The sequence below is a fragment of the Terrimonas alba genome (assembly GCF_042434975.1).
GTDB lineage: Bacteria > Bacteroidota > Bacteroidia > Chitinophagales > Chitinophagaceae > Terrimonas_B > Terrimonas_B alba.
Genome location: NZ_JBHMQM010000001.1, coordinates 479,312 through 497,060 on the forward strand (window position 1 = coordinate 479,312; position 17,749 = coordinate 497,060).

Annotated in this window: 11 protein-coding genes; 1 reads left to right on the plus strand and 10 read right to left on the minus strand. The window is 41.5% G+C overall.

The window, feature by feature from the left end; all coding sequences use genetic code 11:
- Positions 1 to 104: 104 nt before the first annotated feature.
- The 4 genes from ACFEL9_RS02040 to ACFEL9_RS02055 form a co-directional block, all read right to left on the minus strand.
- The gene (locus ACFEL9_RS02040) at positions 105 to 2,225 is read right to left on the minus strand and encodes a bifunctional aldolase/short-chain dehydrogenase (RefSeq protein WP_385885679.1); all 2,121 of its coding nucleotides are present in this window, start codon (positions 2,223 to 2,225) and stop codon (positions 105 to 107) included.
- Entirely contained in the window at positions 2,200 to 3,342 is a 1,143-nt protein-coding gene (gene rhaT, locus ACFEL9_RS02045; protein ID WP_385885681.1) for an L-rhamnose/proton symporter RhaT, read from the minus strand. Before rhaT ends, ACFEL9_RS02040 begins: the two co-directional genes overlap by 26 nt.
- A 110-nt stretch (positions 3,343 to 3,452) precedes the next feature.
- Positions 3,453 to 5,849, minus strand: a complete 2,397-nt coding sequence (locus ACFEL9_RS02050; RefSeq protein WP_385885683.1) for an alpha-L-rhamnosidase-related protein — start codon at positions 5,847 to 5,849, stop codon at positions 3,453 to 3,455.
- Between the two features lie 72 nt (positions 5,850 to 5,921).
- Positions 5,922 to 8,897, minus strand: a complete 2,976-nt coding sequence (locus ACFEL9_RS02055; RefSeq protein ID WP_385885685.1) for a family 78 glycoside hydrolase catalytic domain — start codon at positions 8,895 to 8,897, stop codon at positions 5,922 to 5,924.
- A 231-nt stretch (positions 8,898 to 9,128) separates the two neighbouring features.
- Here ACFEL9_RS02055 and ACFEL9_RS02060 point away from each other — a divergent pair, with 231 nt between their 5' ends.
- Positions 9,129 to 11,219 (plus strand): TonB-dependent receptor, encoded by a 2,091-nt coding sequence (locus ACFEL9_RS02060; protein WP_385885687.1) that lies wholly within the window; start codon positions 9,129 to 9,131, stop codon positions 11,217 to 11,219.
- A 1-nt stretch (position 11,220) separates the two neighbouring features.
- On the opposite strand, the gene rfbD is transcribed toward ACFEL9_RS02060, so the two are convergent.
- The 6 genes from rfbD to ACFEL9_RS02090 form a co-directional block, all read right to left on the minus strand.
- Positions 11,221 to 12,108 (minus strand): dTDP-4-dehydrorhamnose reductase, encoded by an 888-nt coding sequence (gene rfbD, locus ACFEL9_RS02065; protein ID WP_385885689.1) that lies wholly within the window; start codon positions 12,106 to 12,108, stop codon positions 11,221 to 11,223.
- A 4-nt stretch (positions 12,109 to 12,112) separates the two neighbouring features.
- Positions 12,113 to 12,673 carry a dTDP-4-dehydrorhamnose 3,5-epimerase gene (rfbC, locus tag ACFEL9_RS02070; RefSeq protein WP_385885691.1) on the minus strand — a complete coding sequence of 187 codons (561 nt, stop codon included), beginning with the start codon at positions 12,671 to 12,673 and terminating at the stop codon, positions 12,113 to 12,115.
- Position 12,674: 1 nt separating this feature from the next.
- Positions 12,675 to 13,964 (minus strand): nucleotide sugar dehydrogenase, encoded by a 1,290-nt coding sequence (locus ACFEL9_RS02075; RefSeq protein WP_385885693.1) that lies wholly within the window; start codon positions 13,962 to 13,964, stop codon positions 12,675 to 12,677.
- 67 nt (positions 13,965 to 14,031) lie between these two features.
- Complete coding sequence (locus tag ACFEL9_RS02080) at positions 14,032 to 15,045, minus strand: UDP-glucuronic acid decarboxylase family protein (RefSeq protein WP_385885695.1); 1,014 nt, start codon at positions 15,043 to 15,045, stop codon at positions 14,032 to 14,034.
- Positions 15,046 to 15,102: 57 nt separating this feature from the next.
- Entirely contained in the window at positions 15,103 to 16,434 is a 1,332-nt protein-coding gene (locus tag ACFEL9_RS02085; protein WP_385885697.1) for a UDP-glucose dehydrogenase family protein, read from the minus strand.
- Between the two features lie 31 nt (positions 16,435 to 16,465).
- Complete coding sequence (locus tag ACFEL9_RS02090; protein WP_385885699.1) at positions 16,466 to 17,608, minus strand: DegT/DnrJ/EryC1/StrS family aminotransferase; 1,143 nt, start codon at positions 17,606 to 17,608, stop codon at positions 16,466 to 16,468.
- Between the last annotated feature and the right edge of the window lie 141 nt (positions 17,609 to 17,749).

Here is a 17,749-nt window from a genome sequence, read left to right on the forward strand (position 1 = left end):
GTTGTGCTCATCTCAGTTCAAACTACATTACAACTATAAGACTCTTGAAAAGCGAGGGCTGTGGGTTGGTGGCCTCACCCTTAGGGGAGGTCGGGTGGGGTTTCCTACCTCACAAATGCCGCTGCCACGCCGCCGTCTACATTGAGCACATTCCCGGTTGACTTATTCAACAGTCCGCCAACAAATGCAAAGCAGGCATTGGCAATATCCTCGGGTAAAATAATTTCATTGAGCAAAGTACGTCCTGCATAGTATTGAGGCAGCTCCTCCACTTTAATACCATACGCCTTTGCACGCCCTTCGGCCCAGCCACCACTCCAGATATTGCTGCCAGCAATTACAGCATCAGGGTTCACTACATTCACTCTTATCTTATCCTTACCTAACTCCGCTGCGTTCAATCTTGACAAATGCAGTTGCGCTGATTTAGCTGATCCATAGCCTGCATTGTTAGGACCACTAACCAATGCATTTTTACTTACAATATTCAACACATCACCACCGAATCCCTGCTTACGCATGATCTCTACTCCCTTCTGTGTTACCAGGAATTGTCCTTTGACTAAAACGTCGTATAGCAGATCCCAATCTTTCTCTGTATGATCTTCGATGGATTTGGATATGGAAAGACCCGCGTTATTTACAATGATATCAACACCGCCAAAAGCCAATGTCGCTGTTTGAAGAGTTTGTTCGATTGTTTCTGTTTTTGTCACATCCAATACATCAGCTGCAAATGCATCTTTACCAAAAATTGTTCTAAATTCTTCTTTTGCTTCTTCCAGTCTTTCAGCATTCATATCATTTAATACTACACAAGCACCTTCTTCCGCCATCTTTTTAGCAATAGCCTTACCAATGCCACCCGCACTGCCCGTTATCAATGCTATTCTGCCACTCAATGGTTTTGGTTTCGACATCCGCTGCAACTTGGCTTCTTCCAACAACCAATACTCGATATTAAATGCTTCCTGCCGCGGCAGCGAAGTATATTCCGAGATTGCCTCGGCCCCTTTCATTACATTAATCGCATTAATATAAAATTCAGCGGCTACTCTTGCCGTTTGTTTGTCTTTTGCAAAAGTGAACATGCCTACACCGGGATATAAAATCACAACGGGGTTGGGATCACGCATAGCAGGACTATTGGGATGCTTGCAGGTATTATAGTATTCTGCATACATTTTTCTATACGCATCAAATGCAGGAGAAAGTCTTTCTTTCAGTACAGTGGTATCGGATATATTCTCATTTGGCGCCAATTCCAACACTAACGGAGAAATTTTCGTGCGAAGGAAATGGTCCGGGCAGCTTGTACCTAACGGCGCTAATCTTTCCAGGTCATTCGAATTAATAAACTGTAATACCCTGTCATCATCAGTGAAATGACCGATCATTTTGGTTTGTGAAGAACAAAAACCTCTTAATACAGACGCCAATGCAGCAGCTTTTTTTAATCTTTCTTCTTTCACAAGAGATTCAATTTTTGCCCCACCAAAGACCGGTCCCTTCTTGCCATAATTGTCTTCCAGGTATTGCGCACAACGTTCGATGACCTCCAATGTATTCATATAACTTTCGTAAGCCGTGTCCCCCCAGGTGAATAAGCCATGAGAGCCTAACATAATTCCGCGGATGCCCGGATTTTCATCCAGGCATTGTTTTAACTGCAATCCTAAATCAAAGCCTGGTTTCTGCCATTTTACCCAGCCGATCGTTCCGCCAAATAGTTCTTTGGTAATACGTTCCCCATCCTTTGCAGCAGCAATAGCAATAGCTGCATCCGGATGTAAGTGATCTATGTGTTTAAAGGGTAAAAATCCATGCAAGGGCGTATCGATTGACGGAGCCTTAGATGACAGATCATAAATACAATGATTGAAAAGCTCAACCATTTCATCTTCGAATTGAATACCGCGGTAAATATTTTTTAATGCTCTTAACCGGTCTACATACAATGCAGCCAGGCCATTTCGTTTCATCGTGCCCAGGTCGCCGCCCGAACCTTTCACCCACATCACTTCAATTTCTTTACCCGTAAGCGGATCTTTGGCCATTGCCTTACAGGATGTATTACCGCCACCATAGTTAGTGAGCCTAAGATCAGCACCCAATAAATTGGAACGATACACCAATAAGGCTACTTCATCTCCCTGCATCGATGCAGCTTTTTCCTTATCCCACAGGTAACTTACATGTTTAAATTTTGTTGTCGCCACTGACATATGTTGTAGTTTTTTCTTGTTTTGATTTTTCATGCAGATTATTACCACGACCGACCAATAACACAGATAGTATGATAATGATAATACCTATAATAATTGTTGTAATGGTTTTCTTATTTACACCTTTCCATTCTTTTAAAACTAACCCCCACATATTCGCCACCAGGATGATAAATGCCATGTGCAATATCCACGAACTCGGGCCATTGCCCAATTTACTTTCACCCATGCCATAAAAGAAAAATTGCAGGAACCAGGTAGTGCCGGCTAAGGCAGCAAACAGGTAGTTCGAAAGTAACGGTGTCTTTTTATTGGTATAATCACCAAATGTTTTGTTGCGGGCATTGAGTATCATACACCAGATAAAATTGGTAGTAAGGCCTCCCCACAACAATACAACGTATATAACATTGTTGCGGTATAAAAATTCTCCCTCACCGGGATTAGCGGCTTTCCATGCATCATTGGCCACCATTGCCAGCGATTGACCTGCTTCCAGGCCAAAATTGAAACAGGCACTCAATACGCCTGATATAATCGACACCAGCATACCCAGCCCAAACTTATACTCCGTTTTCATCGCCACCCCATGCGGATCTGTACCGGTGGCATTCAACTGCTTTTCTTTCATCATGCCTGCTTTTCCGCAAATAATGATTCCAATGATACAAACAAGAAGCCCTGCCAGGACAGTCAGCCCCCAACTGGAACTTACCATCATACTGAAGGTATCTTTTCCTTGTACCGGTGAAAAATCATAATAAATAGATGGTATCAGTGCACCGAACACCATACAAAGTCCAAGGATAATACTACTGCCCAGTGAAACGCCGAGATAGCGAACCCCCAGTCCGTAAGTCAGGCCACCAATTCCCCAAAGCACACCAAACAAATAAGTAATGCAAAGCGTAGAAAACTCTTCACCCCTGATGATATCTGCAAATCCGGGTACGGTTAACCATGCAGCAATTGGAGGAACGATAAGCCATGAAAATAATCCGCCTACTATCCAATAACTCTCCCAATGCCAGCCTTTGACTTTCTTATACGGAATATAAAAACTGCCAGAGGCAAAACCGCCGATAAAATGAAAGATGACTCCTAGTATGACCTGCATTCGTTAATAATTTTTATTCATTATGGCAATGCGACAAAACTAAAGTACAGTCAAGTTGTAACTGTCATGGTCTGTCTTTAGAAACTACGCCTATCGGCCTGCCCAATTTCCTATAACATTGTAAAGGAATTTTTTCCGCTTTTTAACCGGAAAGTTTTGCCCTTCCAAACGAAAATGCCGGTAGTTTGGGGAGGCAGATTGATTTCGATATCCCATTTTTTGTTATACACATAACTTACGGATAACGGTCCATTTGGATGGGGTATCTCACCGTTGATATTTTTTAATGACCCGGGGTGCGGTTCAATTCTCACTTGTGAAAAACCGGGTGCATGACTATCAATCCCCAATACTGTTCTGAAAAATTCGATATTCGGACTGGATCCCCAGGCGTGGCAATCAGAACGGGCATTGTCAATTTCTGATATTTCGGCCCAGGTCGTTAGTCCCAATTCAATATTTTCTTTCCATTTATCCAGCCATTTTAAATAATCATTGCCTAACCCTGCTTTGACACCTGCCCTATGCAAATAATATTTGAAATAAATAGAAGCAGGCGAAAGTGTACGATCGCTGAATAACTTTTTGGCAAGTTCTGTGGCGTCAGTACCTGTGACAGTTTCGGTAAGAATGGCCAGCGTATTGGCATGCTGGGAATAGCGATCTTTATCACGGGTGTCGGCAAATAGTTTTTTCTCTGCATTCCAATAACTGCGCCGTATCGTTTGCTGAAGCTGCATAGCTTTTTGTTTATACATATCAGCCATTGCCTTTATACCTAATTGTGACTCCAGTTGCACTGCCAATTGCAATGCCCATAACAATTGAAAATCCAATAAAGAAGAACTGCCATCAGAACCAAGGGGACCTACACCTCCCGGCCATCCTGTTTTTCCTTCTACCCAATCGGTAAATATCCAGTAGGGCACTTTTCGCAATGAACCATCAGCCTGTTGGTATTTGCCAAAAAACCAAAGCACATCTCTTATGCCTTGCATCTTATCTTTTATAAATATACTATCACCACGATACATCCAGTAGTCATGCACCATACCAATATACCATAAAGAAAAAGTAGGAATTTGCTGTGGCGAAAAAGAAGGATGACGGCTTAACGTGATACCTTCAGCCATTCTTGAATGATCCATTTGAGTAATGGCATTGCGCACCAACCGGTCATCACCGCTGTTATACAATGAAACCAGTGCCTGTATTCTTGCATCGCCAATGTATTGCAACTGCTCATAGTAAGGACAATCCATATAAGTTTCCCATGCACAAAGCCTTGCTGTACGCCAGCCTGTTTCAAATATCTTATCCAGTATTTTATCATTGGCATCAAACCTTGCATTAAGCCTAAATGGATACCCGGTAAACACACTATAAATATCCTCCATGATCAGCGGTTCATCTTTTGTTGTCACTCTCACCAGTATATACCGAAACGTTCGCCAGTTCAATGTGCTGAAACGCTGGTTGACTTTTCCGTTTGAAATGATACTATCTTTTCTTCCCGCTATAATCTTTCCTTCCGCTTCATTGCGGTTGCCTTTGCGAATTGTTTTACCAGGTCCGTCAGGCTTTTCAATAAACAATGCTTCTGCATAAGTAAAGGAGATACCTGCATTGTTTCCGTTGCTGAAAATCATTTCAGGATAAGCATTGGTAAGAACTGACTGATCGAGTAAAAAAGAGGCTTGTGTATTGGCCGGAATAGTAAGTGAAGTTTTTACAGATGGAAAACCACTGGGAATACTAACACCTTCAGCCTTTCTTACAGCGGAAAAACGTTGCGCTGTTAATTCCATTTGCGGTAAGAGAGACGGCACCAGCATCCAGTCGGCAATATCAACTGTTCCTTTCGGTGTGGCGCTGCGCCATCCCACTTTAGTTGCATTAAGCCAGCCATTGTCATCAAAATCACTTTTCATCCAGCCATCGGGCATGGCATGCATATCAATCAACTCACCAGGCCCGGCAACATAATAAGTATTATATCCGATGCCACCGGCCAATGCTGAGTAAGCAGTATTCTTTAAACACTTCCAGCCATTGTTTGTATTAACTATTTCTTCTTTGCTTGTATTACCCTGCAACATGAAACCTGTTCGGTTGGATATCTGTGCTTCGGGACGGTACTCACCTTCATTCCAAACAACAGCAGCTATTACGTTATCACCTTGCGCAAGTAAAGGCGCCAGGTCAACTGTTTCATAGTTCCAGTGATTCAGATCGTTTCTTGCAGGGCCATGCGAAACCAGTTTTTCATTTATTATTAATGCATATCGGTTATCACCCGAAACATGAACGATAAAACTTTGCGGTTTTTCCGGCAATGAAATTTTTTTTCTGAAATAATAAACACCGTAAGTTTTGGCAGGAGCATCTGGAACAGTTATCCAAAAGGCATCCCATTTTTCAGGATGTACCGGCAGCTTAGTTTGTGCGGTCATTGATACAGCAAATAGCAAACAAAACCAGAGAATGGTCAATTTTAACGATCGCATGTTGGAATAATGAAATGAATGAAGTTTTATTATTTAACAAAAAGATACGTTTTCGTTCCTTCGCAAAATTTATCATTGTCTCACTCCCTCGAACATCGTCCATCCTCCTTCCAATTTTAACTTTACCACTTTCCCTTTATCGTCGCGGATAAAACTAATCGTCGAACCATCTGTTCCTGTGAATTGATCTTTGGTATCTCTTATAGGCTCCAGTTCGCCGCTGTTATTCATCACAACAGCCACCAGTTTATCATTCTGCGTCTTTATTTCGATATTGCTGATTGTGCTGCCTTCCACTTTGTAATTACCAACATAATCAGCCGGATTGAATTTCACTCTCGCCTCTGCCGGCCTGGATGCTTCAAAATGATATATGCCTGATCCCAATTTTACCACAACATATCCCTCTTCCTTTCCCGCAATTGATATCTCTTTTAAGGAAGAAATGCTTTTGCCAGCTTCCATGGTGGTTGCAACATCCGCAGCAGGAATATAAATACTGGCTGTTGTATTGGCAGGTATTTCCACATCCATTGTTATTTTATCTGCTTCCACCTTCCATCCGCTGCTAAGGGTGCCATAATAAGTTTTTAATGATGCAGAAGCATTGGTAAATCCACCGCCGATATGCGGTTTTATTTTTATCTGCTTATATCCGACGCCCTCTTCATGTGTATCCAAACCTACCATTACTCTGTACATCCAGTCGCCAATAGCACCATAGGCGTAGTGATTATATGAATTCATCGTCGGAGTTTGAAAAGTACCGTCGGGTTTGATTCCATCCCAGCGTTCCCAAATAGTGGTAGCGCCCATTTTTACAGGATATAACCATGAAGGATAATCTTCCTGCAGTAATAATTTATAAGCAATATCGGTGTAACCAAAACGGCTAAGCACATGACACAAATAAGGTGTACCCAAAAAACCGGTGGTAAGATGATTATTATAGTTTCTTACATTATCGGCCAGCCGTTGCGCTGCCTGCTGCCGCAGGTTTTCGGGCAGCACATCAAAATTCAAAGCGAGTACGTAAGCTGTTTGTGTACTGGATACGAGGCGGCCGTTACCGGTTACATATTCTTTCAGAAAAGCATCTTTGACCTTTTGCAATAAGTTGGAGTAAGTTGAAACATCTTCGCTCTTGCCCAACACTTTTGCTGCATTAACGAGTAATTGAGCAGAGTGGGCAAAAAAACATTGTGCAATAAGATATTTATCCGTTACAGCAGATCGTCCGTCATTGTCATCAAAAGGACGATAAAAAAGCCAATCGCCAAAATGAAACCCTCTATTCCATAAAAAATTCGTGCTGTTCTTCTCCATAAAACCTACCCAGGCCTTCATGCTTTCATATTGATCTTCCAATATCTTTTTATCTCCATAAGCGAGGTACATGTTCCAGGGAATGATGGTGGCCGCATCAGCCCAACCAGCCGATCCTGCTGAACCACTTCCCAAAACATTTGGCACAACAAACGGAACGCTTCCATTAATTTGATCAGCCGCTACATCTTTCAACCATTTGGCAAAAAAATTATTGACCCCAAAATTGAAAGCTGCAGTTCTTGAAAAGGCCTGTGCATCTCCTGTCCAGCCCAGTCGTTCATCCCGCTGCGGACAGTCTGTAGGAACGTCGAGAAAATTACCCCGTTGTCCCCATTGAATATTATGCTGTAGTTGGTTGATTAATGGATGCGAAGAAGTAAAGCTGCCCGTTGGTTTCATATCGGAATAAAGGGCAACCGCGGTGAAGTCTTCAGGCTTAAACTCACCCGGATAGTCGACAACTTTGACATACCGAAAACCGTAAAAAGTAAAATGAGGTTCAAAATTTTCTTCTCCATTACCACTTAAAATATACCGGGCGGTCGCTTTTGCAACCCGAAGATTTTCGATATAAAAATTTCCTGCTTTATCTAAAACTTCAGCATGTTGCAAGGTGATCTTGTCACCTGTTTTGCCGCGGCCTTTCACCATGACCCAACCCACCAGGTTTTGTCCAAAGTCGATGACCCGCTCTCCCTTTGGAGTTGTAAAAATTTTTAGCGCTTTAAAAGTCTCATGCTTTTTTACAGGTTCATTATAGGTGGCGACAAGATTATCATGTGAGCTTGCCTGTTCCTTTACACCTGACCATTCAGCATCATTAAAGGTTGCGGTTGACCAGCCTTTCTTTTCCTCCCGGGCATCATAGGTTTCTCCATGATAAATTTCAGCATAACGAATACCCCCGGTAGAAGATTTCCAACTATTGTCCGTGCTGATTATTTCTTCGGAGCCATCAGCATAACGGATATGCAATTGAGCCAACACGCCAAGCCTTTTACCATAGATATCTTTACTATTTTCCCAGGCGAGAAACCCCCGGTACCATCCGTTGCCAACCACTATGCCAATAGCATTTTTTCCCCTTTCCAGTAAAGGAGTGATATCATACACCTGGTATTGCAACCGTTTATTATAACTTGTCCAACCGGGAGTAAGATAATAATCGCCAACCCTTTTCCCGTTGATTGAAGCTTCATACATACCATGGGCAGTGATGAAAGCTATAGCGGATGTTATCTTTTTATTGGCCGAAAATTGCTTGCGAAAATATTGCGCCGGCCTGTTGATGGAATCTTCGGCATATCCAACTTCTATCCATTTAGCTTTCCAATCTGCTTTATCCAACAATGCCATCTGAAAAAAAGCTGGGTTACTCCAACCGGATACTCTTCCTTTATTATCCCACACTCTTACCTGCCATTGATATTTTTTGGCGGACTGTAATGAACTTCCCTTGTACGGTACCTGTACAGATTGATCCGATGATACTTTCCCGCTTGACCATACAGCGTTTTTATCGACACTTACCTTTATTTCATAAGCCGTTTGAAGTGTATTTCTTTTATCACTTATCAATTGCCAGCTAAACCTTGGCTGTTTTGAATCGATACCAACTGGATTACTTAGGTTTTCAGTTAACAAATTCTGAACCTTCAATTGGGCCGGGCAAATAGAAACAAAAAAAAGACTGGAGAATAAAAAAAAGAGATTTCGCATGGCAAGTTTTAGTTTTTGAAGTTGAAATTTAACCGCGTTAAGATAACTCTGCATCATTATTCTTCCATCCTGCACTGTCTCTGATCTGGGTTACTGTCAACTTAAATATAAAAAAGATTCTACCGCCAATCTAAAAATACAGCCTCATTAATCTCCGATAAAAATCGGCGACAATTAAATGACTTTAATTCTTTGCTATTTTTTGCAATGTTTAAGTAGTTTTGATGCAATATGAAACACCAACTCTGCTTTTTCTTGCTACTGTTGCAGCTAACAAGTTTTGCCCAAACAGAAAATCCTGTAATAGAGAAAGACTCTATCAAAGAATTATCCCCTGTTTTATTAAAAGGTTATGAATCGAACCGCTCATTAGCAGAAACGCCGGTTGCAGTCGGTTATATCACTGCCCGTGACATCGAAAGACTTTCTAATACAACATTACTTCCGTCCGTTAATACTATTCCGGGTGTAAAAATGGAAGAGCGATCCCCGGGAAGCTATCGGCTGAATATTCGGGGTAGCTTACTTCGTTCACCATTTGGAGTAAGAAACATAAAAGTTTATTGGAACGATATGCCGTTTACAGATGCCGGTGGCAATACTTATTTAAACCTGGTGGACCCGGTTACTATTGGCGCCATCGAAATTTTGAAAGGCCCCGGAGGTAGTTTGTATGGAGCTAACACCGGAGGTGTTGTGGTGCTGCATACAGATGAACTACCAATCGTTGATGATAAGGGTAAGACAAAATCAAATCGTTTTCGACTGCAGCTGAATGGAGGTTCATACGGAGCCATGGGAGAGCAGGCACAATGGAAATACCGGAAAAATGGATTTAGTTCATCCTTTAATCAAAGTCATCAACAAGCCGACGGTTATAGGAACAACAGCAAACTGCGGCGGGATGTTTTTCAATGGAATGGCCAAAACAAATTTTCAGAAAAAGATAAAACAGAATGGCTGTTATTATATGCCGATTTATATTATCAAACACCCGGCGGATTGACGCTGGCACAAATGGAGCAAAATCCCAGGCAATCAAGACCGGCTACGGCTACCCTACCCAGCGCCGCAGATCAAAAGGCTGCTATTTACAACAAGACTTTTTTTGGTGGCTTAAGCCATACACATACGTTCAATCACCAATGGACAAATGTCAGCTCTGTTTCGTTTTCGAATACCAACTTTAAAAATCCTTTTATTACCAATTATGAAAAGCGAAATGAAACCAACATGGCGGCACGCACAAAATTTATCTATAATGCAAATTTCAGCAGCCATAGCTTACAAGTAATTGGTGGCATGGAGTGGTTGTATGGCTATGCTGGTATTAATAATTATGGGAATAGAAGGGGAGTACCTGATACCATTCAATATAAAGACAAGATATGGGTGAGCCAATGGTTTCCTTTTGCGCAACTGGAATGGCAGATAAAAAAGAAATTATTGATACAGGCGGGTGCAAGCACTAATAAATATGCGTTCCAGTACCGGCGCCTGACGGGAAGTGATAATGCAAAAAGAAAGAAAACATTTGATGAGCAATTTTTACCGCGGATGGCAGTCTTATATCCTTTCAAACAACACTTATCAGTGTATGCTTCGGCAAGCAAAGGATTTTCCCCGGCTACATTGGCTGAGATCAGGCCATCGGAAGGAAACTTTTATACTGCCCTTCAGCCTGAGTTTGGCTGGAATTATGAATTGGGTTTTCGCGGAAGCACTGTTAATAACCGTTTACAATACGATGCTGCCATTTATTATTTTAAATTAAAGCAGGCTATTGTGAGAAGAACAAATGCAGCAGGTGCGGAGTATTTTGTTAATGCCGGAGGCACTAAGCAAAAGGGAGCGGAATTGTACGCAGGTTATGCAATTGTCAATAACACTTCTGGTCTTTTTAACCTGGTAAAGTTATGGTCCGGCTTTACGTACAATGATTATAATTTCACCAACTATTTTAATGCATCAGCAGATTATTCCGGTAATGCTTTGACAGGCGTTCCAAAATACAACTCAATAACCGGGTTGGATATTTCTACATCTCCGGGATTTTATTTACATGCAAATCTTAACTATACGTCTAAATTACCGCTGAATGATGCCAACGATGCTTATGCTAAAGAATATTACTTATTGCAAGCCAAACTGGGGTGGAAAGGGAAGCTAACTTCTTCAATTGCGATAGAGTTGTTTGCAGGGGCTGACAATATTTTAGACGAGCATTATAGCCTGGGAAATGACATTAATGCAGTGGGCAAAAGATATTATAACCCTTCGCCATTACGCAACTATTTCGGAGGAGTGATAGTGCAGTTTTAGCTCAACGCTTCTGTTTGATTCTATCGATGCATATTGTAAGGCTTTGCTTCCAATCTTTGATCTCAATGCCAAAACGATTTTGGATCTTTGTCTTGTCCAACACGGAATAGAAAGGCCTCTTAGCCGGCGTTGGAAATTGTGAAGTAGGAATTGGATTGACTATACAGTTGCTTCCTGTCAATTCTTTTATTGCCACTGCGAAATCATACCAGCTAATATTGCCTTCATTGCTGAAATGATAGATGCCGCCATAACCCGGTGTTTGATGACCGCTAATTTCCACCTTCGAAATGATGTTCATAATGGCTTCTGCCAAATCAGCCGCATAGGTCGGAGCACCTCTTTGATCACTGACAACATTCACCTGGTCTTTCTCAGCCATCAATCGCAGCATTGTTTTGACAAAATTCTTTCCAAACTCTGAATAAACCCAGGCGGTGCGAATGATTATTGCGGAAGGATTATGCTGCCTTATATTTTTTTCTCCTTCAAGCTTTGAATCGCCATACAGGTTTACCGGGTCAGTAATATCATCTTCTTTATAGGGAGAGTTACCTTTGCCATCAAATACATAATCGGTGGATACGTGCACCAATTGTATGTTGTTTGCCTCACAGGCAATAGCCATCTCTTTGGGAGCTTCCGCATTTATTGTATAAGCCAATTCTTCCTCCGATTCCGCTTTGTCAACCGCCGTATAAGCCGCACAGTTAATAAGATAATCGGGTTTATTATTGTAGATATACTCCCCGATTTTTGCAGGATTATCTAACGCTAACCGTTTCCTTGTGGCAAAAATAAATTCAAAGCTGGTGTATGACTTTGCCAATTTGTGCAGTTCTTCTCCTACCTGGCCATTAGCTCCTGTCACTAGTATTTTTTTACGCATACTGTTACTGCTCAAATGTAAAATTGGATTGACTTTCTGCCAGGAATGGTAACACCAGGTCTTTATCCGATACAATAGCTTTATCGGCAGGTATCTGCCAATTAATATTTAATGCAGGATCATCAAAACGGATACCACCTTCGCTTTCCTTGTGATAAAATGCATCGCACTTATAGAGCACCTCTGCCTTCTCACTCAGCACAGAAAATCCATGTGCAAATCCCTGGGGTATTAATAATTGCTTTTTATTCTCCGCAGATAGCTCTATATCGAAATGCTTTCCGTAGGTGGGAGAACCCTTTCTTATATCTACCGCCACATCCAGGATTCTGCCCTGCAGCACACGAATCAACTTGGCTTGTGCATGTGGATTTAGCTGGTAATGCAAGCCACGTATCACGCCATAGGAAGATGATGATTGATTGTCCTGGATAAACCGGATATTGACTCCCTGCTGTTGAAACGTTTTTTCATTATAGGATTCGAAAAAATAACCCCGGCTGTCTTCAAAAATTTTTGGTTCAAACACAAGCAACCCGGTGATGTCGGTTGTTATAAATGGCATACTATAAACTCCAGTATTTTCTATTGTTGATTTTATTACGATAAATTCCTTTCAGGTCTGCGACCAGTGCATGAGGCTTAGTAATGCCGGAGAAATAATCGTCGTCCAGGTTTACGTAATGATTGTGCGGGACGGCAACGATTACGGCGTCATATTCTTTGCCTATCTCTTCAGTAAGGCCAAAACCATATTCATGCTCCAGTTCTTCCGAATCAGCGTGTGGATCTTCTACATCCACATTTACATAAAATGCCTTCAATGCTTTTACCACATCGGCCACTTTAGAATTACGGATATCGCTTACGTTTTCTTTGAAGGTAGCCCCTTTAACCAAAACCTTAGCTGACTTTACATCGCCTACCGTTTTAATGATATGTTGCACTGTTTTGCGGGCTACATAGTTAGCCATATCATCATTGATAGTGCGGCCGGCAAGAATTACCTGTGATTTATATCCCAGTTCATTTGCTTTATGCGTGAGATAATAAGGATCAACTCCAATACAGTGTCCACCTACCAGACCGGGCTGGAATTTTAAGAAATTCCATTTTGTTCCCGCAGCTTCCAATACTTCAAAGGTGTTGATATCCATTCTGTCGAAAATGATTGACAATTCATTCATCAGAGCTATGTTCAAATCCCGCTGGGTATTTTCGATAATTTTAGCCGCCTCTGCCACCTTGATACAAGAAGCTCTGTGGACCCCTGCTTTTACTACCAACTCATAGGTCTTCGCAATCTCTTCCAATGATTCGTCATCACATCCTGAAACCACTTTCACAATGCTTGCCAATGTGTGTTGTTTATCACCGGGATTGATTCTTTCAGGAGAGTATCCTAATTTGAAATCCACGATATTTTTTAACCCGGATAATTCTTCAATGATTGGTAAACAATCTTCTTCTGTACATCCCGGATATACTGTTGATTCGAAGACTACATAATCCCCTTTCTTAACTACCTTACCTATTGTTTCAGAAGCTCTTTGCACCGGAACAAGATCGGGCACATGGTGTTCATCAACGGGTGTAGGTACGGCTACAATAAAAAACTTCGCTTCTCTCAAAACATCCAACGAGTTTGTGAAAACAATATCACAGCCATCAAAGGCTTCTTTTTCCAACTCGTTGCTCGGATCAATACCCTGTTTCATCATTTCCACACGTTTGGCATTGATGTCAAAACCGATCACTGATATTTTTTTTGCAAACTCTAATGCTATCGGTAACCCTACGTATCCCAAACCTATTACAGCCAATTTTGCCTTTTTTTCAATTAGTTCCTGATACATGAAAATGTTTTAAATTATAAAGTTTAAGGTTTAAAAATACGCATCGCGGTTCATTGTCAGATTGATTTTATTTAATGCTCACAAATTCTTTCGGCTGTTTGCTCCACTCCTCTTTTGGTAAAGATTTAAAATAATCATAGGTCATCTTTAATCCTTCCTTCCTGTTCACCTTTGGCTCCCAACCAAGAATCTTTCGGGCCTTGGTAATATCGGGCTGTCTTTGTTTCGGATCATCCACGGGTAGCGGTTTGTAAGTGATCTTTACTGAATTTCCGGTCAATGCGAGCACCTCCTCGGCAAAGTCTTTTAGTGATATTTCATTGGGATTTCCAATATTTACCGGCAAATGATAATCGCTTAACAACAAACGATAGATCCCATCGACAAGGTCATCTACATAACAGAAGCTTCTTGTTTGCGAACCATCACCAAAAACTGTTAAGGATTCCCCCCTTAATGCTTGTCCAATAAATGCCGGTAAAGCCCGTCCATCATTCAGCCGCATCCGCGGGCCATAGGTATTGAAGATGCGGATTATCCTGGTATCAACATTATGAAAAGTATGATAAGCCATGGTAATAGATTCCATGTAACGCTTGGCCTCATCATAAACTCCCCGCGGACCCACCGGATTTACATTGCCCCAATATTCTTCGGTTTGTGGATGCACAAGAGGATCACCATATACCTCGCTTGTGCTAGCTACTAATATTCTTGCCTTTTTTGCTTTCGCCAATCCCAGGCAATTATGCGTACCCATTGCTCCTACTTTCAGGGTCTGAATGGGAATTTTTAAATAATCGATAGGACTGGCCGGAGAAGCAAAGTGCAGGATATAGTCAAGGTCACCCGGAATATGAATAAATTTGGTCACATCATGATGATAAAATTCAAAATGTTCAAGCTTAAAAAGGTGTTCAATATTTTTTAAATCACCGGTTATCAGGTTATCCATCCCGATCACTTTGTATCCTTCTTTTATGAAGCGGTCGCATAAATGCGACCCTAAAAAACCGGCTGCGCCGGTGATCAAAACTCTTCCGGAAGATTTTTGCTGACTCATTTCACCTTGAATTACCATGATTAAAGCAGTTTTTTTTGGAATAAGGAAAACAAATATGTTGAACCATTTTAAATACTATCGATTCACATATGCCCGGCCAACACTTTCATAATGGAAGCCTAAATCACGAACGGCAGCCACATCAAAAAGATTACGTCCATCGAATATGGCTTTGTTTTTAAGACTGGAAACAATTTTTAGAAAATCAGGAGTGCGAAATTCATTCCACTCTGTAGCAATGATCAATGCATCGGCTTTTTTCAAGGCTGCATATTGATTTTCGGCATACTCAATTTTATCTCCCAATACCTGTTTTACATTTTTCATTGCCTCAGGATCAAAGGCGCAAACAGTTGCACCTTCTGCTATTAATGCATTGATCATATACAAAGCCGGTGCCTCCCGAATGTCATCAGTATTTGGTTTGAAAGCCAGCCCCCACAACGCAAAATGCTTGCCCTTTAGGTCATCATTAAAGTATTTTTTAATCTTTGGAATTAAATGAAGCTTCTGTGCTTCATTTACATCCATTACCGCATTCAGTATTTTAAAATCGTATTTCACTTCATTTGCGGATTTCACCAGGGCCTGCACATCCTTTGGAAAGCAACTTCCACCATAGCCAATCCCGGGGAATAAAAAACGCTTACCGATTCTTTCATCACTTCCAATCCCCCGGCGAACCATGTCTACATCTGCCCCCAGCAACTCACATAATTTCGCTATTTCATTCATGAAAGATATTTTGGCAGCAAGAAAGGAATTGGCGGCATATTTTGTTAGCTCAGCGGAACGCTCATCCATAAAAATAACCGGGTTACCCTGACGCACAAAAGGAGCATACAGATCTCCCATTAATTTTTTGGCTCTCTCAGAATGCGTACCTATCACCACCCGGTCTGGCTTCATAAAATCGTCAACGGCTACACCCTCCCGTAAAAACTCAGGATTTGATACTACATCAAAAGCATCGGCTATACTCTCTGATCCGGTTTTAATTACAGCGGCTCTTACCTTTTCCGCGGTACCCACCGGTACGGTGCTTTTATCAACAATAACCTTGTAATCATCTGGCCTTAATATTTTGCCCAATTCAGCGGCTACACCTAAAACATATCTTAGATCGGCAGAACCATCTTCACCCGGGGGTGTTGGTAAGGCAAGGAAAATAATAGATGCATCTTTTACCCCTTCCTCAAGATTAGTGGTAAACAAAAGTCTTTCTTCTTTAAGATTGCGAAGAAAGATCTTTTCCAACCCCGGCTCATAAATAGTTATTTCTCCATTCCGGAGTTTGTTAACTTTTGCCTCATCTATATCCACACATGTTACGGTATTACCTGTCTCGGAAAAACAGGTTCCCGTTACTAATCCTACATAACCTGTTCCTATTACTGCAATTTTCATGGATGTTATTGTTTAAAATTTTAATTGAAAATTATTCTAAATACTCCAATACTTTTGAAACGATAAACGCTAACTGTTCATCATCAAGTTCCGTGTGAATTGGCAAGGAAAATACCCGTTCGGTAAGCCAGTCAGTGACCGGCATCGATTGTGATCCGGTTTTAAAATGATCAAACATTTTTTGCCGGTGACCCGGAACCGGGTAGTAAATCATGGAGGGAATTTTATGTGTTGCCAGGAATTCGACCAGCCCTGCTCTTATTTCAGCAGTACGGCTTCCATCCTCAAGCAATAAAGTATACTGGTGAAATACATGATCGGAATAGCCAGCCCGATATGGAGTCGTAATTTTTGCGTTTCCCGCAAAAGCCTTATCATAAAAATCAGCAGCTTTTCTGCGTGCTGTATTATACACATCCAAATGCTTTAGCTTAATGTCCAATATGGCCGCTTGTATAGTATCCAATCGACTATTACATCCAACCACATCGTGATAGTATCGCCTGCTCTGACCATGATTTGCAATCATTCTCAGCTTTTCGGCCAGGGTATCATCATCAGTGAAAATAGCGCCGCCATCTCCAAAAGCCCCAAGATTTTTAGAAGGATAAAAAGAGGTGGCCCCGATGTGACCGATAGTTCCCGTCTTTCTCTTTGTTCCATCCGAGAAAGTATAGTCACAACCTATGGCCTGGGCATTGTCCTCAATTACGTAGAGGTTATGTCTTTTTGCAATGGCCATTATTTCTTCCATAGGAGCCGACTGGCCATATAAATGAACGGGAACTATAGCCTTGGTTCTGGGTGTAATGACCTTTTCCAATTCAACCGGATCGATGCAAAAAGTTTTAGGATCAACCTCTGCAAAAACAGGTGTTAACCGTAGTAAGGCAATTACCTCTGTGGTGGCTATATAAGTAAAAGAGGGAGTGATCACTTCATCCCCCGGCTGCAGATCCAAAGCCATCATCGCTATTTGCAATGCGTCCGTTCCGTTGGCACAGGGAATTGAATGTTTGACCCCCAGGTAAGCTGAAAGATTAGTCGCAAAATCATGAACCGGTTTCCCGTTGATGAACGCCGAACTTTCCATCACCTGCAATACGGCTTCATCAACTGCTGTCTTAATTTTATGATACTGCGTTTTAGTATCCACCATTTGTATTGGACGCATAGGCGGGTATATTATATCCTGCTGTTTTTTTAGAAAAGCCATCGGGTATGAAAACCATGGAACTTAATGACACACATATCTTTGCCCAATCTGACCTTTCAATTTGTAGCGGCGCAAAAATAGTAAAATACAGATAGTTTC